Raw genomic sequence first — 18,140 nt, forward strand, 5'->3', positions numbered from 1 at the left:
TATGCGTCAATTTGCGTGCAAACACGGGTGCTGTGCGCAATTCCATAGTCGGCTTCCCTCTGTTTTTCGGCAGACAAAGCGGATAAACCCGGACCGAGCAGAGCAGGGGACGTCAATGCAACAAGAAATTCTGGCCACGGTCCGACCTTCATCATCCAGACGTTGGATAGGGGTGGGGATGCTGTCGACCGTGGGTGTGCTGGTCATCTATGTCGCTTTGACCACGCCACCGGAACCGGCCTGGCTGGTCTTTTTACTTGTCGTTGGTGTGGCGGCGTTCTGGCTGGCCTATCGCATGTGGCAAGCCACCAGTGACTGGATCGAGCTGACCGAGACTGAATTGCGGACCGGTTCAGGGCAGGTGATTGCGCGTGTCGAAGATATCGAGTCGATCGATCAGGGGGTGTTTGCGTTCAAGCCGTCAAATGGATTTTTGTTGAAGACTACGGAAAGCGCAGGAAACAGCTGGGCACCGGGACTGTGGTGGCGATTGGGGCGCCGTGTTGGCATCGGCGGCCTGACCACAGCCGCCGAAACAAAATTCATGATACAGGTGCTACACCCACTGGCTCTACATCCTGCTGACAGAAGTGATCAGAAACGTTCCCCTTGACGATTGGAACAAAACGCGGACGCGTGAAAACAAAGTTATTGAATGTGTGATCTCTGTCCAGCCAAGTGGTGTTCAGCAATGGAACGTAGTCTTTCGACGTTTCGACAATGATCATAGTGTCCAAATCCGCCATTTCCGGAAGCAATTCAACCAAAGGGTCGAGGTTGTCATTGGTCCAATTGCCCTCGAACCCGCAAGTTGTCGACCACTCAATTCTATAGCGCTCTTCTGTACCCGCATCTACATCTGCAGCGATGTACTGGATTACCGACAAACGCATTTTTAGCGGTGAATTGTCGGTCACCATACGGTTGTATACCAAATACATAGATTCCGCATAGTTATCGGTAATTGCATCCTCACCTTCGCGTGAAATCAAGTCACTTACTGTGTACGCAGCTTTTAGGTTGGCGGTGTTTTCGCGAAAACCATCAAAGTACGTATATGTAAGTGTAACAGTCCATACGAGGAGAGGTAAAATAATAGCCGTCTCCACGGACAGGTTGCCGTTTTCGTTGCTCGCAAAAGTGCCAAGCGAGTGACGGATACGTGAAGCAATACGCGTCATTTTAAGGCTCCTGAACAAAGGTCGTCGTCGACGTAAGAGTGACCAGACCATCTTCGCCTGACAGAGCTCGCCCCATTGCCGTCGTGGGAAATACTGGATCGACCTTTGCACAGGCGCGCATGATCATCAGTGCGTTGGATCCGCCGTTTTGGAACACGGTAACAGGTTGAACCTCTTCCGCTCTGTCAACGCAGGTGGGCTCGACCGGAAAATCCAAAACGCCACGCGGATTCTGAACAATCATCTCCAATAGCAGGTTGTCAGAGCATGCGTGCATAACAACCATATGGTCGCAGATGGCATTCTTGATTGTATCGTGCTCAGTATCCGGCAAATTGATCCCAAGTCGAATGTCGCGCACGACCAGATCCATAGAGCGATCCAGCATCGCTTTCTGAATCGTGACCAACGAGTATTCGATGACGCCTAGAATGAAGAATATGTACAAAGGGAACAGTATGGCGAACTCGACGGTCAACGAACCGTCCTCAGTTCGTTTGAACCTGATCACTTTTCCCAGAGCTTTGCGGATCATTGCGTCAGTCTCAGTTGTTTGATTGAAACGGCAATGGAGTCAAAAACTTGTGAAAGCGAGAGGTTATCGTCGCCCAGGCCGCCGCCGTCGTTGACTTTGAAAAAGAAGCCGTCGCCGCTAGAACAGTTATCGATGACCGTGGCACCTGCTTCCGGTGCCTCGAATGCAATGCCATAGACATCAACGTTCTTAGCCTTGATCGCACCGCAAATATCACTCACCCTAGTGTTTTTGGTTCCGCTACCAATCGTTGTGAAGGCATTATTGTACCAGTCTCGAGTGCGCTGGTATTCGAATGCATAGTTATACTCGGCGTTCCAGTCCAAGTTCACACGATTCCACAGTTCCGGGTAGGTCAGTCGGACGGATTCACCCTCTTCATTGAAGGGTTCCGAGTGCCCTCTTGTTCCGCGTCGGGTATATAAATACTCAGGTGGGTTTTCCGAGATTTGAACACTGTACTCACCGGAGCGGGTAAGCGTTCTGGTGCAGTCGTATTTAATCCATAATCCGGCGCCCCAGTCGTAATACTCGCGACAGTTCCTATATTCCCTTTCATAACTTGTGCTGGGATTGTACCAAACATCCGACAATCCATCGCGCAAGTCCTCGTCCAAAATCCAATTGCTGGTGTTCTGTCCGTCTGTCATGACAATCATGATCTTTTTGACATTAGATTCATATGCCAGTGGGCGGTTGCTAAAAGTCGGTGGAACGACTTTGGGGGGAATGTTTCCATCCGCGTCTTTTCCCGTTTCCGGATCAACTACGACATTCGGGTCGGCGTTCTGCGTTGACAGTCTGCTGATGACCGGCTGGAATTGGGGATCCAGCAGCGCGGCACCCCATTTGACTCCGATATCAATCGACGTGTTTCCGCCCGCAGTCATGGCGTTTATCTGTTTGTGCAGGTCAGTGACGATATTGGTTACCGGCGTGATGGAACTGCCGGCTCGGGTAGTGCAGACTGAAGAGGTGGGGGCTTCTCGATTATATCGGTCACTTTTGCCAAAGGGGTCGAAATGGGCCGTCCGATTGAGTGTTTTGTTCGGATCAATCCAAGATTCTTTGAATTGGTCTTCGATTGAAGTGTCCTTGAAATCCACGCAATGGGAATAACTGTGTTCCGTCGTAACACCCGGCATGTTGTCCAGAAGGTTCGCGCCAGCGTTCACCTGGTTGTTGTAGGGTATGATCGAGATAGAAATCTTGTCCGGGTCTTCGCCAAGATAGATCGTATCCACGAATTGTACGGCGGCCTCTCGAAGCGCCTGTATCTTTGTTTTACCCGCCGTTGCGGATGGATCGCCCATAGAGCCGGAAATATCCAGAACCAACGCGATTTCGAGCGACCCAATGGCCTCTTCAGCGACGCTTGTTACCGAAGCTGTCAGTGTGGGATACCCAAAAAACCACATGAAGTGTGTAGGGACGTCGACTTTAGCGTTTGCGGTAACTTTTCTTGATCCGATGGTCGGATCATCAAAAACGATAGGTTCTTCGGTAAGATCGCCGCGGACGTCGGATTTCTCAATGTAAGAAATGACTACATCTTTTGGGGCGAGTTTTTGTTTGACGTTGGCCGCTGCAAGAACCGCACGGTCCAGAGTTCCTTGAAGGCTCGCTCGGTCACGCTCAAAATTCATAATGTCAACGCCGATACCTGCCGTCGCAAATATGAGCAAAAACCCAACAACCACAAAGATCGTGAAAACGCCACCGTCCTCGTCGCGTGAAAAACGACGAGCAGCAGCGGCTGCGTTCCTATAATTCTTGGCGTTGCACTTAAATACGCGCATTTTCATCTAGCCGACCTCGCTGAGCAGATATCCGACGCTGCTAAGGAAAAGTTAACGTATGAAAACTAACGGCGAATCGTGGCGTGAATTGGGCGGAAGCGCCAGAGTTATGGCAACTTTGGGCTGGAACCGTAGATAATTGAACGACTTTATCGCCTCTGTTTTCGGGCGAGCGACAATTTCTCAGGTGTTGAGCCCAACGCGCGACTCAGCCCGGTCTGAGCGCCTTAATGACGATTTCGAGTTTTATTGTTGCTTAATTATTGATCGTTTAGCCAATGGGTGCGACAAAACGTCAGAACGCTCGTCGTTCGTCGGCACGGAGGATTACATGACGGCCATTAATGAACCAAGCTTTCGCGAAAGTGTAGATTTGATGTTTAACAGGGCGGCGTCCCTTATGGACCTGCCGCCGGGGCTTGAGGAAAAGATCCGTGTCTGCAACGCCACCTACACCGTTCGGTTCGGCGTCCGCCTGCGCGGCGATATTCATACTTTCACCGGCTACCGCTCGGTTCATTCCGAGCATATGGAGCCTGTAAAGGGCGGTATTCGTTACGCCCTTGCTGTGAACCAGGACGAGGTCGAGGCGCTTGCCGCTCTGATGACTTACAAATGTGCTCTGGTCGAAACACCCTTTGGCGGATCCAAAGGGGGATTGTGCATCGATCCCCGTAAATACGAAGAGCACGAGTTGGAGCAGATCACCCGCCGCTTTGCCTATGAGCTGGCCAAGCGCGATCTGATCAACCCCTCGCAAAACGTTCCCGCTCCCGACATGGGAACGGGTGAGCGTGAGATGGCGTGGATGGCGGACCAATACGCCCGGATGAACACGACGGACATCAATGCGCGCGCCTGTGTGACCGGTAAACCGCTGAATGCGGGCGGCATCGCCGGCCGGGTCGAAGCAACGGGCCGTGGCATCCAATACGCTCTGCGAGAGTTCTTCCGCCACCCGGAAGACATGCAAAAGGCAGGGTTGTCCGGCAAGCTGGATGGGAAACGTATCATTGTTCAGGGACTGGGCAATGTGGGCTATCACGCCGCAAAGTTCCTGAGCGAGGAGGACGGATCCAGAATTGTCGGCATCATCGAATGGGATGGTGCGCTGTATAATCCCGACGGGATCGACGTGGAATCCGTACGCCAGTGGATCGTCAAGCATGGCGGTGTCAGTGACTATCCAGATGCGACGCACTCGGCCGAGGGTGGTGCAGTTCTTGAAGAAGAATGCGATATCCTCATCCCGGCTGCTCTGGAAGCGGTTATCAACCTGTCTAATGCAGACCGGATCAAAGCGCCTTTGATCATTGAGGCTGCGAATGGCCCGGTGACTGCCGGTGCGGATGAGATTCTGCGCAAGAAGGGCACGGTGATCATTCCGGACATGTACGCAAACGCGGGTGGTGTGACGGTTTCCTATTTCGAATGGGTCAAGAACCTCAGCCATATTCGCTTTGGCCGTATGCAGCGCCGTCAAGAAGAGGCGCGGCATGAGTTGATCGTCAGCGAACTGGAGCGGCTGGATCGTTACCTAGGCGATGCCTGGTCGATGTCGCCGGACTTTAAGGCCAAGTACCTTCGCGGTGCGGACGAGTTGGAACTGGTGCGCTCGGGCCTCGATGACACGATGCGCATTGCCTATCAATCCATGCGCGAAGTCTGGCACAGCCGTGATGATGTCGAGGATCTGCGGACGGCGGCCTATATTGTGGCCATCGACCGTGTGTCCAAAAGCTATCGCGCTAAAGGGCTATGATGGTTTGAAATCAGGGGCAGCCTGGCTTTGTCAGGCTGCCCCTACGATAAGGGCTGGCGGCCTCAACCCCGGCAGATACGCCGAAAACGGTAATGGCGGGCCGTGCCTGCGACAGGTAAGCTGCAGCGACAGAATCGATTACCGGAGTTTTCTATGTTGCGTATCGCCATTGCAGCCGCTTTGCTGGCTACCCCATTAGCTGCGGAAGAGACCAAAGAGCAAAGCTGCAAATATCAGGCAGACGTTGTTGCGGCGATCCAGAAGGCACGGCTGGACCGTGTAAAAGAGCGCAACGTGCCCCAGGCAGTTGCCGAAACCAGCCCGACTTGGCCCGAAAATTACAATGCTGCCATCCCGTTGATCGCGCCTTGGGTCTACGAACAAAAGATGCGCGACGTGCGCAAAAAGGATCTGGGCGCCGCCTGGCTTGAGCTGTGTTTGCAGCAATAATCCACAGCCCCATCATTTCCCTGTGGACAAACGCGCGTCATACCCTTGGCGCGCGTTCTTGTTTCTGTCAGGTTTGACCCATGTCACTGCCCCCCGGATTTCTGGATGAACTGCGCACCCGCCTAAGCCTGTCTCAGGTCGTCGGGCGCAAAGTCATGTGGGATCAGCGCAAGTCCAATCAAGGCAAGGGGGACATGTGGGCGCCATGCCCGTTTCACCACGAAAAGACCGCGTCCTTCCACGTAGATGACCAAAAGGGGTTTTATTACTGCTTTGGTTGTCACGCCAAAGGCGATGCGATCAGCTTTGTGAAAGAGACCGAGAACGTCTCGTTCATCGAAGCGGTGGAGATTCTAGCACGTGAGGCGGGCATGCCGATGCCCGCACGTGATCCAAAGGCACAGGAAAAAAAAGATCGCCGGTCGCAACTGGCCGACGTCATGGAGCAGGCCGCGCAATTCTTCCGCTTGCAACTCAAGACCGGGGCAGGGGGCGCGGCGCGAGACTACCTGACGCGTCGAGGATTGGATGCACAGGCGTTGGACCGGTGGGAGATCGGGTTTGCGCCTGATGGCTGGCAAGGTTTGTGGGATCACCTGCGCGGAAAGAATGTGGCCGAGGACCTGATCCTTGGGGCAGGGCTGGCCAAACCTTCAAACAAGGGCAAAAAGCCTTATGATACGTTCCGCAACCGGATCATGTACCCTATCCGCGATCCGCGCGGGCGGTGCGTCGCGTTTGGCGGTCGGGCAATGGACCCCAATGACAATGCGAAATACCTGAACTCGCCCGAAACGGAATTGTTCGACAAGGGGCGCAGTCTTTATAACCACGGCCCTGCGCGTCAGGCCGCAGGCAAAGGGCAACCTCTGATCGTGGCCGAAGGGTACATGGATGTGATCGCACTGGCCGAAGCTGGATTCGGGGCGTCGGTCGCCCCGTTAGGCACGGCAATCACCGAGCATCAATTGCAACTCCTTTGGCGTGTCTCGGATGAGCCGATCATCGCATTGGATGGCGACACGGCCGGTCTGCGTGCCGCGATGCGGGCCGTTGATCTGGCGTTGCCACTGTTAGAGGCCGGGAAATCCCTACGCTTTGCTCTGATGCCCGAGGGCAAGGATCCCGATGATCTGCTGCGGGCTGAGGGTCCGGCAGCGGTGAAAACAGTGCTTGAAGGCGCGATCCCGATGGTCAAACTGCTGTGGCAGCGTGAGACAGAGGGCAAGGTGTTCGACAGCCCGGAACGCAAAGCTGCGTTGGATAAGTCGCTGAGGGACAAGATCAAACTGATCCGCGATCCCTCGATCCGGTCACATTACGGGCAAGAGATCAAAGACTTGCGCTGGCAATTGTTCCGCCCGCAGCGCCAGCCGCAAAATCGCCAATGGCAGCCACGCGGCAAGTGGCAACCTCCGAAACAGCCGGCAACCCCCGGTGCGCGCTCATCTTTTCTGGCGTCTTCAGAAACCGCGGATATCCAGATGCGCGAGGCTGCAATTTTGGCAATCGCCATCCTGAATCCCACCGTTGTGGTTCAATTCGAACATCAGCTTGAAGAAATGGAGTGCCATGATCCCGATCATGCCGCCTTGCGCGCCGCCATCCTTCGGCATGCGATCGACGACCCAGAGCATCTGAAAGACCACATTTTTGAAACTTTGGGCGGCGAAATCCTTGAAAACCTGCTGGCCCTTCGCCATGTCGCAGTAATCCCTTGTGTGTTCAAACCAGGCGACGTCGAAAAGGCCGAGATGACTCTGGCCGAGGAACTCGCGAAAATCAAAGCGCTCCGGGGATTGGATGCCGAGATTGCCGAAGCTGCAGAGGAACTGTCTGATCTGGCTGATGAAGCGCTGACATACCGGCTGGCCCAGGCCGCCGAAGAGCGTAACCGCACAAGCCGCAGTCAGAACGAGGATAGGGCGGTTTTTGACATCGCCGATAACGGCGCACGAATCAACCGCGACGAGAAAGACGCGTTTCAGGCGATCATGTCTGGCATCAATTTTGAACGGAAACGTCGCTAAAGTGGTGTTTTCGTAAGGCACTGGAAAAGAAAAACGGGTAAACGGGTGGCCGAATCACTTCTACGCGCTAATGATTCGGTACAAACGAATCACCCATCCCTGCAGGAGCATTGAATGGCCGCCAAGGATACAAACGAAGACCGCAAATCCGACGAGCAGGAACAGGAAATCTCGCTGGACATGAGCCAGGCCAACGTCAAGAAAATGATCGCCGAGGCCCGCGAGAAAGGTTACATCACCTACGACCAGCTCAATCAGGTTCTGCCGCCTGATCAGGTCAGCTCGGAACAGATCGAAGACGTTATGTCGATGCTGTCCGAGATGGGCATCAACATCATCGAAGATGAAGAGGCCGAGGAAGAAGAGAACAAAGGCTCGACCGAACTGGTTGCTGCAGAAAGCAACCGAGAGGTTGCGCTGGCGGGTGCTGGTGCTGAAAAGCTGGATCGCACAGATGACCCGGTCCGCATGTATTTGCGCGAGATGGGCAGCGTCGAACTGCTGAGCCGCGAAGGCGAGATTGCCATCGCCAAACGGATCGAAGCCGGTCGCAACACCATGATTGCCGGTCTGTGCGAAAGCCCGCTGACCTTCCAGGCGATCACCATCTGGCACGACGAATTGTTGTCCGAAGACATTCTGTTGCGCGACGTCATTGATCTGGAGGCCACGTTTGGCAACCAATTAGACGAAGACGGGGATGTTGAAGAGCCGGTTGTCGACACGTCTGCGGTTCAGGCGGCGAAACCCGCCAAGGATACCGGCCCCGAGCTGGACGCCGACGGCAACCCGCTGAACAACGACGACGACGATGACGACGACGAGCAGGCCAACATGTCGTTGGCAGCGATGGAAGCCGCGCTGAAAGATCAGGTTCTTACCACGCTGGAACGGATCTCGACCGACTTCTCGATGCTTTCGGAAATGCAGGATAGCCGGATCTCGGCGACCCTGAACGAAGACGACACGTTCTCGGAAAAACAAGAGGCGACCTATCAACAGCTGCGGTCTGAGATCGTCGAATTGGTGAACGGTCTGCATCTGCATAACAACCGTATCGAAGCGCTGATTGACCAGCTGTACGGCATTAACCGTCGCATCATGTCTTTGGACAGCTCGATGGTGAAACTGGCGGATCAGGCGCGCATCAACCGTCGTGAGTTTATCGACGCCTATCGTGGACGCGAACTGGACCCGAACTGGCTGACCGAGATGGCAGAAAAGCCGGGCCGAGGTTGGCAGATGTTCATCGAACGTTCGACCGCCAAGGTCGAGGAACTGCGCAACGATATGGCTCAGGTCGGTCAGTATGTCGGTCTGGATATCCCTGAATTCCGCCGTATCGTGCAGCAAGTTCAAAAGGGTGAAAAAGAGGCGCGTCAGGCCAAGAAGGAAATGGTCGAAGCCAACCTGCGTCTGGTGATCTCGATTGCCAAAAAGTACACGAACCGTGGCCTGCAATTCCTTGATCTTATTCAGGAAGGCAATATCGGCCTGATGAAGGCAGTCGACAAGTTCGAATACCGTCGCGGGTACAAGTTCTCGACCTACGCGACCTGGTGGATCCGTCAGGCGATCACGCGTTCCATCGCGGATCAGGCCCGTACGATCCGTATCCCGGTTCACATGATCGAAACGATCAACAAGCTGGTCCGGACCGGTCGTCAGATGCTGCACGAAATCGGACGTGAGCCGACGCCGGAAGAACTGGCCGAAAAGCTGCAGATGCCGCTTGAGAAGGTTCGCAAGGTGATGAAGATCGCCAAGGAACCGATCAGCCTTGAAACGCCGATTGGCGACGAGGAAGACAGCCAACTGGGCGATTTCATCGAGGATAAGAATGCCGTGCTGCCTTTGGACAGCGCCATTCAGGAAAACCTCAAGGAAACGACTACACGGGTTCTGGCCTCGCTCACGCCGCGTGAGGAACGTGTTCTGCGGATGCGTTTTGGCATCGGTATGAATACCGACCACACTCTGGAAGAGGTTGGTCAACAGTTCAGCGTGACCCGCGAGCGTATTCGCCAGATCGAGGCGAAAGCGCTGCGCAAACTCAAACATCCTAGCCGATCGCGCAAACTGCGGTCGTTCCTGGATCAGTAATCGAAAAGGCGCCTCAACCGAGGCGCCTTTTTCTTATCCGTTCACGCGATGATCACGGTGACCGGTTCAAACCTCAAATTGGCGAGAACTCACAAGGCAAGCGACGTTGCGGCCCCTATTTCTGACTTGTCCACTCATGGGACAGGCCGGGGCGAGGCTGTGCCGCTGACGACCCCCGGCCACCCTTTCCGTGTTACGGTTCCAACCGAGTGCGGAACGTGCTGGGTGCCTGACCGGTCCAGCGTTTGAAAGCCGTAGAAAACGCAGGTTGATCCGCATAACCCAGCGAATAGGCGATTTCCGATAAGGGCATCCCGTTGGTGATAAAAGTCTGCGCCAGATCACATCTCAGGTCTTCGACAATCTCACGATAGCTTGTGCCTTCGTCATTCAACCGTCTGGCAAAGGTGCGCGGGCTCATCCCAAGGTTCGAGGCTGCGTCGTCCGCTTGAATAATCGCGCCGGGCATCGACCGGGTGATAAGCCCCTCAACTTGCGCCCTAAGTTTTTGCGCAGGCTGGTCATTTTCGGCCTGAACCCTGTCGCCATATGACAGAAGATGCTCGCGCAGAGAGGGGTCATATGTCGGCACCGGCAGATCCAATGAAGACAGCGTCAGTATTAATTCCAACCGTTCTGCACCAAAGGACACAGGAAAGCCCGCTAGTTTCTGAAACTCTTTTCTGGCTTCGCCGACCTCGTGCTGAAAGCGGATTTCGATAGGAAAGAAACTTGTCTGCGTTAACGAGCGAATGCGGGCGAGGGCCGCGAAAATCAAAAATTCGGTACGACGGTGATATCGGGCAAAACTGGCATCCTTCCAGTCGGCTTCGATTGAAGCAAAATTTCCAGAAACGCGCAGACTGAAGTATAGCGCCGGGTCTATCATCCCGTGAAATCGCGACGAGTTTTCGATCACCTGCTTCAGATCACGCGAGTATTTACTGATATACGCCGTCAGGCTGGAGGATGACCTGAAGCCAAGCCCAGCACTGGCCGAAAAGGTGATGTCATTCAGCGCGTCGCAGGCGTAGCGGACAAACAACGCCTCTTTGTGCGCGCTATAGGCTGTTGCAGGTGGCGCAATATCGCTGCGGCTCAAACCGGATTTGGCCAGAACGCGGTCACCAATCGAAGGATCTTTTGCCCGTTGATCCAACGTTTTGGACAACACTTGAATGCGCGCAATATCGACGTCCATGTTCAAACCCGAGTTAGCAGCATGTTTCTTATCACAGCCGAAGTTCCGGCCGCTGGTGACAGTGTTGTCACCTATTCAAATGACAATGGCTGAACTTCGCAAGACTACAGTGACCATCAAGCGTATTTTCCGCGTGCTGTCGGGTTAGGCCTTGTGGGGATGAGGCCAGAGCCCAGGAAACTTGTCGCGCAGATGACCCGAGGCTCCCCGACACATATCAATTCGCAAAGATGGCCCAGTGTCGCATTGCCGGAAAGGCGCAGTGGTGGGAATGTGCGTCAAATTGGGTTAGCGGGCGTAACTGATATGACCACACTGGGAACCGATGCGGCAGATGGTCAGGATTTCATCGTCTTTGACGGCGAATGCGTTCTGTGTTCGGGCTTCTTTCGTTTCATCGTCGCGCGGGATAAAGTGCAACAGTTCAAATTTGCCACCGCGCAATCGCCTTTGGGACAAAGGCTATACAAAGAACTTGGACTGCCGACCCGGGATTTTGAAACCAATCTCGTTGTGACCGATGGCGTGGTGCATCAACGGTTGGATGCTTTCGCTGCCGCGATTCACAAGCTGCCAGGGTTCTGGCGTGCTCTTTCGATCTGCAAATACCTTCCAAGTATCATCAAAGACCCACTGTACTACGCGATCGCCAGAAACCGGTATGCCATCTTTGGGCGTTCACCGACCTGCATGGTCCCGGACAAAGCTCTGCGGGCTCGTTTCCTGCCCGAGGGGTTCTGAGTGCAGCCTGATCCTTTTTTGCAAACGTTGCCGATGGGAACAAGCCTGCCCAAAGCGTTGCAGGCATTGCATAGTACGGGCGGGTTTTATTCCGGGCGATGTTCGGTCACGCCGGGCAGGGGATGGCTGGCCAAACTCGCGTTGCGCTTTGCCGGTATGCCGTTTGGGTGCGACGATATCCCGGTGCGGCTCGGCGTCGAGAAAGAAGGGAGCGCTTGGATCTGGACGCGCGATTTCGATGGTCACATCACCCGATCGCAGCTGACTTTGGACCAGGACATGGGATGCGTCCGCGAGCAGTTTGGACAGGTTTGCGTTTGGCTGAAACCGGTTGTTGCGAACGAGCGGTTAGAGATCCAGATCCTGCGCCTCAGCCTGCTGCGAGTACCTTTCCCAAAGGTGCTTCTGCCGCAATCAAAGACCGCGGAATGGCAGGATGATGACGGACGATTCCGGTTTGATGTTGCGGCCCGAATGCCCTTTGTCGGGGACTTGATCCGGTACAAGGGCTGGCTTACGTACGATCACGCGCTGGCCAGCCTGAACTGAAATGATTGTGAACCAGCTTTGCCCGGTAAGAATGTATACTATTTGAAAAATTACCTCGAAGCGAATGAGAGTATGATTATGAAAAAGGTTATGACTTTGGCGGTTTCCGCCGCGATCTTGCTGACCGTGCCAGTGTCATCGGCTTCGGCCGCACGAAACGGGTATCAGACGGTTTCAGTCAACAACACTGTGTTCGAAGTGATCCCGCGGGCACGACAGGATGTGGATGGGTATTGGTGCGCGGCTGCGGACTATGCGCGTCGAACTTTGGGTGCCGGTTGGCAGCAGCGAATTTACGTCTGGCGCGGCTATGGCCCCAGCGAAGCGACGGGTCGCCGCACAGCCGTTCAATTCTCGCTGCAGCAACCTACAAACGTTGCCCAGCAAAGCAGCTCGATCTCGGTCGGCTTTAAGGCTGGCGAAAGCATGTCGGTTCAGGGGGCAAACGGACGTTGCAACATCCGCCCGTTCCGCGACTGATCGAGGACTGATCGCCATATGCAGACCGAGTTTATTATTTCGACGAACGGACCAGGGTTGTACGAATTTACCCGGGACGTGCGCAACTGGCTTAACTCGGTCTCAGGCGATGGATTACTTACGCTTTTCGTACGACATACGTCCTGTTCGCTGACCATTCAGGAAAATGCTGATCCTGAGGTGCAAACAGATCTGCACGCATTTTTTGAACGTTTGGTGCCGCCGTCCGACAACCCCGCTATGGCCTATCTGCGCCATACCTACGAAGGCCCAGACGACATGCCCGCCCATATTAAGGCGGCTCTCTTGCCTGTTTCGCTTTCTGTTCCCGTGTCCGCGGGGCAACCGGTGCTGGGAACTTGGCAGGGCATTTACTTGTTTGAACACCGCACCGCAGCGCATGTGCGAAAGGTCGCTGCGCACTTCGCCTGACCCCTTTATGTTGCGGTGGAAATTTCCGACTACCCAAATCCTAGCGGCTACCCTATAGTTGTGGATAAGTAGGTCGTAGTGCTTACAAAAAGAGGCGGAACCAGGGACGAGGAGACGGTGGATGCGCTGCCCGTTTTGCGGAAATATCGATACTCAAGTCAAAGATTCACGCCCGGCAGAGGATCACGTCGCGATCCGCAGACGCCGGTTCTGCCCTGCTTGCGGCGGACGTTTTACGACTTACGAACGTGTCCAGTTGCGCGACCTGGTGGTGATCAAAACCAACGGCAAACGCGAAGACTTCGATCGGGACAAGTTGGAGCGTTCGATCCGCATTTCGATGCAGAAACGCCCGATTGATCCGGAACGTATTGACCAGATGATTTCTGGAATTGTGCGTCGTCTGGAAAGCATGGGTGAGACCGACATCCCGTCCAGCAAAATTGGCGAGATCGTCATGGAAGCTCTGGCGCGGATCGACACCGTCGCCTATGTTCGCTTTGCGAGCGTATACAAGAATTTCCAGGCGGCCGATGACTTCGAGGAGTTTGTCCACGAACTGCGCCCGCCGCAGCCTTCGACGGACGAGTGAGCGAAACAGATAAGCGATATATGGCGCTTGCCCTGTCTTTGGGGCGGCGCGGTCAAGGAACGTGCTGGCCAAACCCAGCCGTCGGTTGCGTGATCGTACGTGATGAGCGCATTATGGGGCGCGGCTGGACCCAGCCGGGTGGCCGCCCACACGCCGAACCCCAAGCGCTGGCTCAAGCCGGAGACGCGGCGCGGGGTGCAACGGCCTATGTCACGCTTGAACCCTGCGCCCACCACGGCAAAACACCCCCATGCGCCGAGGCCCTGATCGCTGCCGGTGTGGCCCGTGTTGTCGCGGCCATCGAAGACAGCGATCCGCGTGTTGCGGGGCAGGGCTTTGCCATGCTGCGCGAGGCGGGGATCGAAGTTGTCACCGGTGTTCTGGCCGACCAAGCAGCCCAGGATCTTGCGGGGTTCTTCCTGAAAACCGAACAGGGGCGCCCTTTCGTCACCCTGAAACTGGCCAGCAGTTTTGACGGGCGCATTGCCACCGCGACGGGGCATAGCCAATGGATCACCGGCCCAAAGGCGCGGCGTGCGGTGCATGCCATGCGTGCGCGTCATGATGCGGTGATGGTCGGGGCGGGAACCGCGCGCGCCGATGACCCATCCCTGACCGTTCGGGATATTGGGGTCGACGCTCAGCCTGTGCGAATTGTGGTCTCGCGCCATTTGGACATTCCCTTATTGGGGCAGCTGGCGCGCACGGCTGCTGAGATACCCGTTTGGCTATGTCATGGCCCATCCCCGGATGCCGAGCGTGCCCGCGCGTGGGAAGGGCTGGGCGCGCGCTTGCTGCCCTGCGCGCTGGACGACCACCAGATCGATGCAGCGGACTTGTTGCAGCAGTTGGGTAAAGCAGGTCTGACCCGCGTGTTCTGCGAGGGCGGAGCGGCTTTGGCCGCGTCGTTACTTGCCGCGGATATGGTCGATGAATTGGTCGGGTTCACCGCCGGGCTTGCGATCGGTGTCGAAGGGTTGTCAGCCATCGGCACGCTGGGGCTGGACAAGTTGGACAATGCCTCGCGTTTTGAGTTGATCGAGACCCAGGTCATCGGGCCGGACATCATGCACCGTTGGGCGCGGGCGCTGCGTTAACGACGCCAGATATGTGCATGGGTCGCGAATGCGCCTTGTAGTTTTGATAGAACTCGAAGCAGTGGACCGCCTGCGGGTGCAGCACCTTGTGACAGCCGTTCAACCGCAACTTCTACGGGACAGGGCTCACCTGTCACAGGGTCCAAGTACCGGGGATAGTCGATCAGCGCCGCGTGGACCAAACCTAAAACCGGTGGTCGAGCGCCCCTGCGGACTGGGACGGTTCCCAAATCGTTTGTCAGCCCCCAACCCGCATAGAAAGGCGCGCCCAGGGTGGTAACACCGACACCGCGCATCAAAGCCTCAAACCCCAGCAATGAGGTCATGGTCCAGACTTCTTGGACCTGCGGCAGCAGAGCTGCCGGGTCGCAATGGGTGGCGATGACATCGGCGAGGTCTGCGGCCTCGATTGCCCCATCGCGCAGGCCCGCTTCGACATCGGGGTGCGGTTTGTAGACCAGAATGGCGTTTGGGTTAGCCTCGCGAACGACGCGCAACAGATCGGTATTTGTGCGAACAGTGCTGGTGCCCAACTGGATCGAAGCATCGTCTTCGACCTGACCGGGCACCAGTATGCGATGCCCAACTGGCAAATCCGGTGCGCCGACCCCCGTGTTGTACTTGGTGATTTGGGCGGACACGATTTGAGCGATCAACCTTTCGACACGCAATTCCTGATCTGGCCGCAGAGTTTCCCGGGCGGCAATAAACCCTTCCAGTTGGCTGGGATGCGTCGGGTCGTAGTAAATCCCCTGATTGTCCGTTGCCAATGACAGGGGCGGAACAAGATCTGCGCCCAGCCCGCGCGAGCGCAGAAATCCATCTTCTACCCTGACGGCACTTTCCGTGCCCTTGGCTTTACTTGCCCAGACCATATGAGGACGATCTGACTGCGCTGGTTGATCGTCAGTGAAGCGGACCGTTTTCTCGCGCCCAAACATCCGTTGCAGGTGTTTGCGTTTCCACAGGCGCATACCCGAGGCGGTCCATCCCTTGTGATCCTGCCGCCAGGCGCGGGTTCTCGCCTCAAGCGTGTCCAGAATGGTTTCCAACTCGCACAGCTGGTCCCGGTATGGATCGTACCAGGTTGGATAGAGGATCATCGCTGCAGCAAACAATTGCGCGCGCGTCAGGTTGCGTTGGCGGCGTGGCAGGTGTGCTTCATCCTGCGTCAGCCCCCAGCCTGCATAGAAGGGCTGGCCGAAAACACGCGGTTTATGCCCGGCCAAAATTGCCTCGAACCCCATCTGTGAGGATAGGGTGTAAACGCCAACCGCACCTTCCAACAAAGACCACGGGCTGACCGGTGTGCTGATGACCGAGACGCGATCGGATTGGTCAGCGGTGGAGAAATAACCTGAACGATGCCCGGCGATGGTGTCGGGATGTGTCTTGATCAGAACTTTGGCGCCGGGATTCTCTTCCTGCGCCATGACCAGCATTTCGCGAAACCGGGCCTCATCCCCGGCGCTGGCCGTCACAGCCGCGTCGTCGCGGACCTGATCAACCACCAGTACGTAGCCGGGGTCAGGGGGCGGAGCGGTCAGATCAAAGGCCGAGTACTTGCTGAGATGCAGGTCGCGCATCCGTTCAATCCCGCCCCGTGCGCGGTTCAGCAGGGCGGTGTCGTCCAAAGGATCGGTGGCCAACAGCGTTTCCAGATCGGACGTCTGAGCCGCATCGAAATGTAAGCCGGATCGATCAAGCAACAGGCCAAGAGGCGGCTCTCCGCTGCGACCTGGATGCAAAGACCGAAGAAAGGCATCTTCAACGCGCAACACCGGGGCATTGTGCCGATCCGCGACAGCAAGGCCGCGATGGGCCGTCGGGCTATTGCCCCAAACCCCGACGGCATCACCGCCTTTTGGCAGGCCAATCCGGATGTCGTAACCGGACAGGGACAATATTCGGCGAATTCGGCGGGATGTCAGGAAACCACCATTGTAGACAAGCAGCCGGGTACGTTCAGACCCGGCTGTTGTTTCAGGCGACATCAGTTGCCTGTCAGCGTGGCGACATTGGCCAGGGGTGTAAGGCCACCGGAGATCAGGGAAATAGACTTGGTCCACTGCGCATATGGTGCTTCGGTCACGTAAATAGTGTCATCATCGCGAATGACGAAATCCCGTGCAATGAACAGACCGTTTGGTGCCGTCAGGTTCAGCAGGTAAATCATACGCTGATCGCCCTGCAGGTCCGGACGGCCCATCACCGAGCGTGCGATATCCTGACGTTCCTTTCGCAACACGAATATGCCGGTAGGGTCCGAGGATAGGGGCAGCAATCCGCCAACCTGCGCCAATGCTTCAAGCGCCGAAAGGTCCTGGGTGTCAAACGCAACCCGGGATTGGCCACCAGTTGCGCCAAGCGCAATGTACGACCGGCTGTCGGCTTCAACCAGAATGCGATCGCCGCCGCGCAGAGCGACATCCAGCTTTGGGTTGCTGAACAGGTCGTCGTACCACACCGTCCCTTTTTGGTTGCCCCTGAGTAGCGTCACAACCGCTATGTCGGAACCAACGGATACGCCACCTGCACGTGACAGCATGCCTGAGAGGGTACGAGTAGGAAGTTCAATTGGATAGATCCCCGCCGACCCAATGCTTCCTGTTAGTGAAACGGTCGCACCATCTCCCGCAGCCCGGCGGACTTCGACTTGGGGGTCAGGAGTCTGGTCCTGCAATTTTCCAGTAATTATTTGACGGAGTTGCTCGGGCGTGTTTCCAGCGGCGCGCACACGTCCTGCATAGGGCACAAAGATGAAGCCATCGGCGTCTACCTGAACTTCATTGAGTGATGTGGCAGAACCGACGTCACCTGACAGCAGGCCATCATCGACGTTTTCCCAGATCGTCAATCCCAACACGTCTCCAGGGCGAACGGTATCCGCCGTCAGGCTTTGCGCGCTGGTGAAGGAAGACGAGAAACCGAATTGGGGGATTTTGGATGTCGCTCGTGCGACCCTGTCATCCACCTCGACGACAAAGGCATTGCCACCATTTTCAACTGAACCCGCCAAAATCTCGGACTTGTTGGGGCCAGATTTAGGGAGCTGGCACGCGGCCAGCACGCCACATACAGCCACAAGGGCGGCCCCTCGCACCCAGCGAATTGGAAAGCACTGCACTGCCGATTATCCTCAGTCGTCTTTTGTTTGCGTCAAGTTAGCTTGTTCGGGGTCCAACATC

Annotated in this window: 17 protein-coding genes; 11 read left to right on the plus strand and 6 right to left on the minus strand. The window is 56.0% G+C overall.

The genetic code is table 11. The annotated features are described in order from the left end of the window. Window positions 1-115: 115 nt before the first annotated feature. Complete coding sequence (locus AC2FGC_RS17100; protein WP_496722068.1) at window positions 116-613, plus strand: hypothetical protein; 498 nt, start codon at window positions 116-118, stop codon at window positions 611-613. On the opposite strand, the gene AC2FGC_RS17105 is transcribed toward AC2FGC_RS17100, so the two are convergent. The 3 genes from AC2FGC_RS17105 to AC2FGC_RS17115 are packed head-to-tail and all read right to left on the minus strand — an operon-like array spanning window position 543 to window position 3,521. Then, entirely contained in the window at window positions 543-1,181 is a 639-nt protein-coding gene (locus tag AC2FGC_RS17105; protein ID WP_496722070.1) for a TadE/TadG family type IV pilus assembly protein, read from the minus strand. The two genes, AC2FGC_RS17100 and AC2FGC_RS17105, sit on opposite strands and share 71 nt — an antisense overlap. 1 nt (window position 1,182) lies before the next feature. Continuing rightward, entirely contained in the window at window positions 1,183-1,716 is a 534-nt protein-coding gene (locus tag AC2FGC_RS17110; RefSeq protein ID WP_496722072.1) for a TadE/TadG family type IV pilus assembly protein, read from the minus strand. After that, window positions 1,713-3,521, minus strand: coding sequence for a Tad domain-containing protein (locus AC2FGC_RS17115; RefSeq protein WP_496722074.1), 1,809 nt, complete (start codon window positions 3,519-3,521; stop codon window positions 1,713-1,715). The genes AC2FGC_RS17110 and AC2FGC_RS17115 overlap by 4 nt, the downstream gene beginning before the upstream one ends. A 325-nt stretch (window positions 3,522-3,846) precedes the next feature. Here AC2FGC_RS17115 and AC2FGC_RS17120 point away from each other — a divergent pair, with 325 nt between their 5' ends. From AC2FGC_RS17120 to rpoD, 4 genes are all read left to right on the plus strand, one after another. Next, a complete protein-coding gene (locus AC2FGC_RS17120; RefSeq protein WP_496704433.1) occupies window positions 3,847-5,277 on the plus strand; it encodes a Glu/Leu/Phe/Val family dehydrogenase in 1,431 nt (476 codons plus the stop codon). Between the two features lie 153 nt (window positions 5,278-5,430). Continuing rightward, the gene (locus tag AC2FGC_RS17125) at window positions 5,431-5,727 is read left to right on the plus strand and encodes a hypothetical protein (RefSeq protein WP_496722077.1); all 297 of its coding nucleotides are present in this window, start codon (window positions 5,431-5,433) and stop codon (window positions 5,725-5,727) included. Window positions 5,728-5,807: 80 nt separating this feature from the next. Next, a complete protein-coding gene (gene dnaG, locus AC2FGC_RS17130) occupies window positions 5,808-7,757 on the plus strand; it encodes a DNA primase (protein ID WP_496782963.1) in 1,950 nt (649 codons plus the stop codon). A gap of 114 nt (window positions 7,758-7,871) precedes the next feature. Further along, the gene (gene rpoD, locus AC2FGC_RS17135; protein ID WP_058277324.1) at window positions 7,872-9,860 is read left to right on the plus strand and encodes an RNA polymerase sigma factor RpoD; all 1,989 of its coding nucleotides are present in this window, start codon (window positions 7,872-7,874) and stop codon (window positions 9,858-9,860) included. A gap of 193 nt (window positions 9,861-10,053) precedes the next feature. On the opposite strand, the gene AC2FGC_RS17140 is transcribed toward rpoD, so the two are convergent. Then, entirely contained in the window at window positions 10,054-11,061 is a 1,008-nt protein-coding gene (locus AC2FGC_RS17140; RefSeq protein WP_496722081.1) for a helix-turn-helix domain-containing protein, read from the minus strand. Between the two features lie 306 nt (window positions 11,062-11,367). On the opposite strand from AC2FGC_RS17140, the gene AC2FGC_RS17145 reads away from it, so the two are divergent. The 6 genes from AC2FGC_RS17145 (at window position 11,368) to ribD (ending at window position 14,952) form a co-directional block, all read left to right on the plus strand. Beyond that, the gene (locus tag AC2FGC_RS17145) at window positions 11,368-11,802 is read left to right on the plus strand and encodes a thiol-disulfide oxidoreductase DCC family protein (protein WP_496722083.1); all 435 of its coding nucleotides are present in this window, start codon (window positions 11,368-11,370) and stop codon (window positions 11,800-11,802) included. Next, entirely contained in the window at window positions 11,803-12,351 is a 549-nt protein-coding gene (locus AC2FGC_RS17150) for a DUF4166 domain-containing protein (RefSeq protein ID WP_496782965.1), read from the plus strand. Between the two features lie 78 nt (window positions 12,352-12,429). Then, window positions 12,430-12,831 (plus strand): hypothetical protein, encoded by a 402-nt coding sequence (locus tag AC2FGC_RS17155; protein ID WP_496722087.1) that lies wholly within the window; start codon window positions 12,430-12,432, stop codon window positions 12,829-12,831. An 18-nt stretch (window positions 12,832-12,849) separates the two neighbouring features. Then, the gene (locus AC2FGC_RS17160) at window positions 12,850-13,263 is read left to right on the plus strand and encodes a secondary thiamine-phosphate synthase enzyme YjbQ (RefSeq protein ID WP_496722089.1); all 414 of its coding nucleotides are present in this window, start codon (window positions 12,850-12,852) and stop codon (window positions 13,261-13,263) included. A gap of 121 nt (window positions 13,264-13,384) precedes the next feature. Then, the gene (gene nrdR, locus AC2FGC_RS17165) at window positions 13,385-13,855 is read left to right on the plus strand and encodes a transcriptional regulator NrdR (protein ID WP_037307671.1); all 471 of its coding nucleotides are present in this window, start codon (window positions 13,385-13,387) and stop codon (window positions 13,853-13,855) included. Next, window positions 13,852-14,952 (plus strand): bifunctional diaminohydroxyphosphoribosylaminopyrimidine deaminase/5-amino-6-(5-phosphoribosylamino)uracil reductase RibD, encoded by a 1,101-nt coding sequence (gene ribD, locus AC2FGC_RS17170; RefSeq protein WP_496722091.1) that lies wholly within the window; start codon window positions 13,852-13,854, stop codon window positions 14,950-14,952. Before nrdR ends, ribD begins: the two co-directional genes overlap by 4 nt. Here the strand turns inward: ribD and AC2FGC_RS17175 are convergent. Together AC2FGC_RS17175 and AC2FGC_RS17180 are read right to left on the minus strand one after the other, a co-directional pair. Then, the gene (locus tag AC2FGC_RS17175) at window positions 14,949-16,946 is read right to left on the minus strand and encodes a capsule polysaccharide biogenesis protein (protein ID WP_496782966.1); all 1,998 of its coding nucleotides are present in this window, start codon (window positions 16,944-16,946) and stop codon (window positions 14,949-14,951) included. The genes ribD and AC2FGC_RS17175 overlap by 4 nt on opposite strands. After that, window positions 16,946-18,079 carry a polysaccharide biosynthesis/export family protein gene (locus AC2FGC_RS17180; protein ID WP_496722096.1) on the minus strand — a complete coding sequence of 378 codons (1,134 nt, stop codon included), beginning with the start codon at window positions 18,077-18,079 and terminating at the stop codon, window positions 16,946-16,948. Before AC2FGC_RS17180 ends, AC2FGC_RS17175 begins: the two co-directional genes overlap by 1 nt. Window positions 18,080-18,140: the final 61 nt, after the last annotated feature.

The sequence above is a fragment of the Ruegeria sp. CDSC054 genome (genome assembly GCF_059610645.1).

Excerpts from the sequence above, each read along its gene's own strand:
- AC2FGC_RS17145 (WP_496722083.1), top strand. The coding sequence starts at position 11,368 with ATGACCACACTGGGAACCGATGCGGCAGATGGTCAGGATTTCATCGTC.
- AC2FGC_RS17115 (WP_496722074.1), bottom strand. The coding sequence starts at position 3,521 with ATGAAAATGCGCGTATTTAAGTGCAACGCCAAGAATTATAGGAACGCA.
- dnaG (WP_496782963.1), top strand. The coding sequence starts at position 5,808 with ATGTCACTGCCCCCCGGATTTCTGGATGAACTGCGCACCCGCCTAAGC.
- AC2FGC_RS17125 (WP_496722077.1), top strand. The coding sequence starts at position 5,431 with ATGTTGCGTATCGCCATTGCAGCCGCTTTGCTGGCTACCCCATTAGCT.
- AC2FGC_RS17140 (WP_496722081.1), bottom strand. The coding sequence starts at position 11,061 with ATGGACGTCGATATTGCGCGCATTCAAGTGTTGTCCAAAACGTTGGAT.
- AC2FGC_RS17105 (WP_496722070.1), bottom strand. The coding sequence starts at position 1,181 with ATGACGCGTATTGCTTCACGTATCCGTCACTCGCTTGGCACTTTTGCG.
- AC2FGC_RS17155 (WP_496722087.1), top strand. The coding sequence starts at position 12,430 with ATGAAAAAGGTTATGACTTTGGCGGTTTCCGCCGCGATCTTGCTGACC.
- rpoD (WP_058277324.1), top strand. The coding sequence starts at position 7,872 with ATGGCCGCCAAGGATACAAACGAAGACCGCAAATCCGACGAGCAGGAA.
- AC2FGC_RS17175 (WP_496782966.1), bottom strand. The coding sequence starts at position 16,946 with ATGTCGCCTGAAACAACAGCCGGGTCTGAACGTACCCGGCTGCTTGTC.
- AC2FGC_RS17110 (WP_496722072.1), bottom strand. The coding sequence starts at position 1,716 with ATGATCCGCAAAGCTCTGGGAAAAGTGATCAGGTTCAAACGAACTGAG.
- nrdR (WP_037307671.1), top strand. The coding sequence starts at position 13,385 with ATGCGCTGCCCGTTTTGCGGAAATATCGATACTCAAGTCAAAGATTCA.
- AC2FGC_RS17100 (WP_496722068.1), top strand. The coding sequence starts at position 116 with ATGCAACAAGAAATTCTGGCCACGGTCCGACCTTCATCATCCAGACGT.
- AC2FGC_RS17120 (WP_496704433.1), top strand. The coding sequence starts at position 3,847 with ATGACGGCCATTAATGAACCAAGCTTTCGCGAAAGTGTAGATTTGATG.
- AC2FGC_RS17160 (WP_496722089.1), top strand. The coding sequence starts at position 12,850 with ATGCAGACCGAGTTTATTATTTCGACGAACGGACCAGGGTTGTACGAA.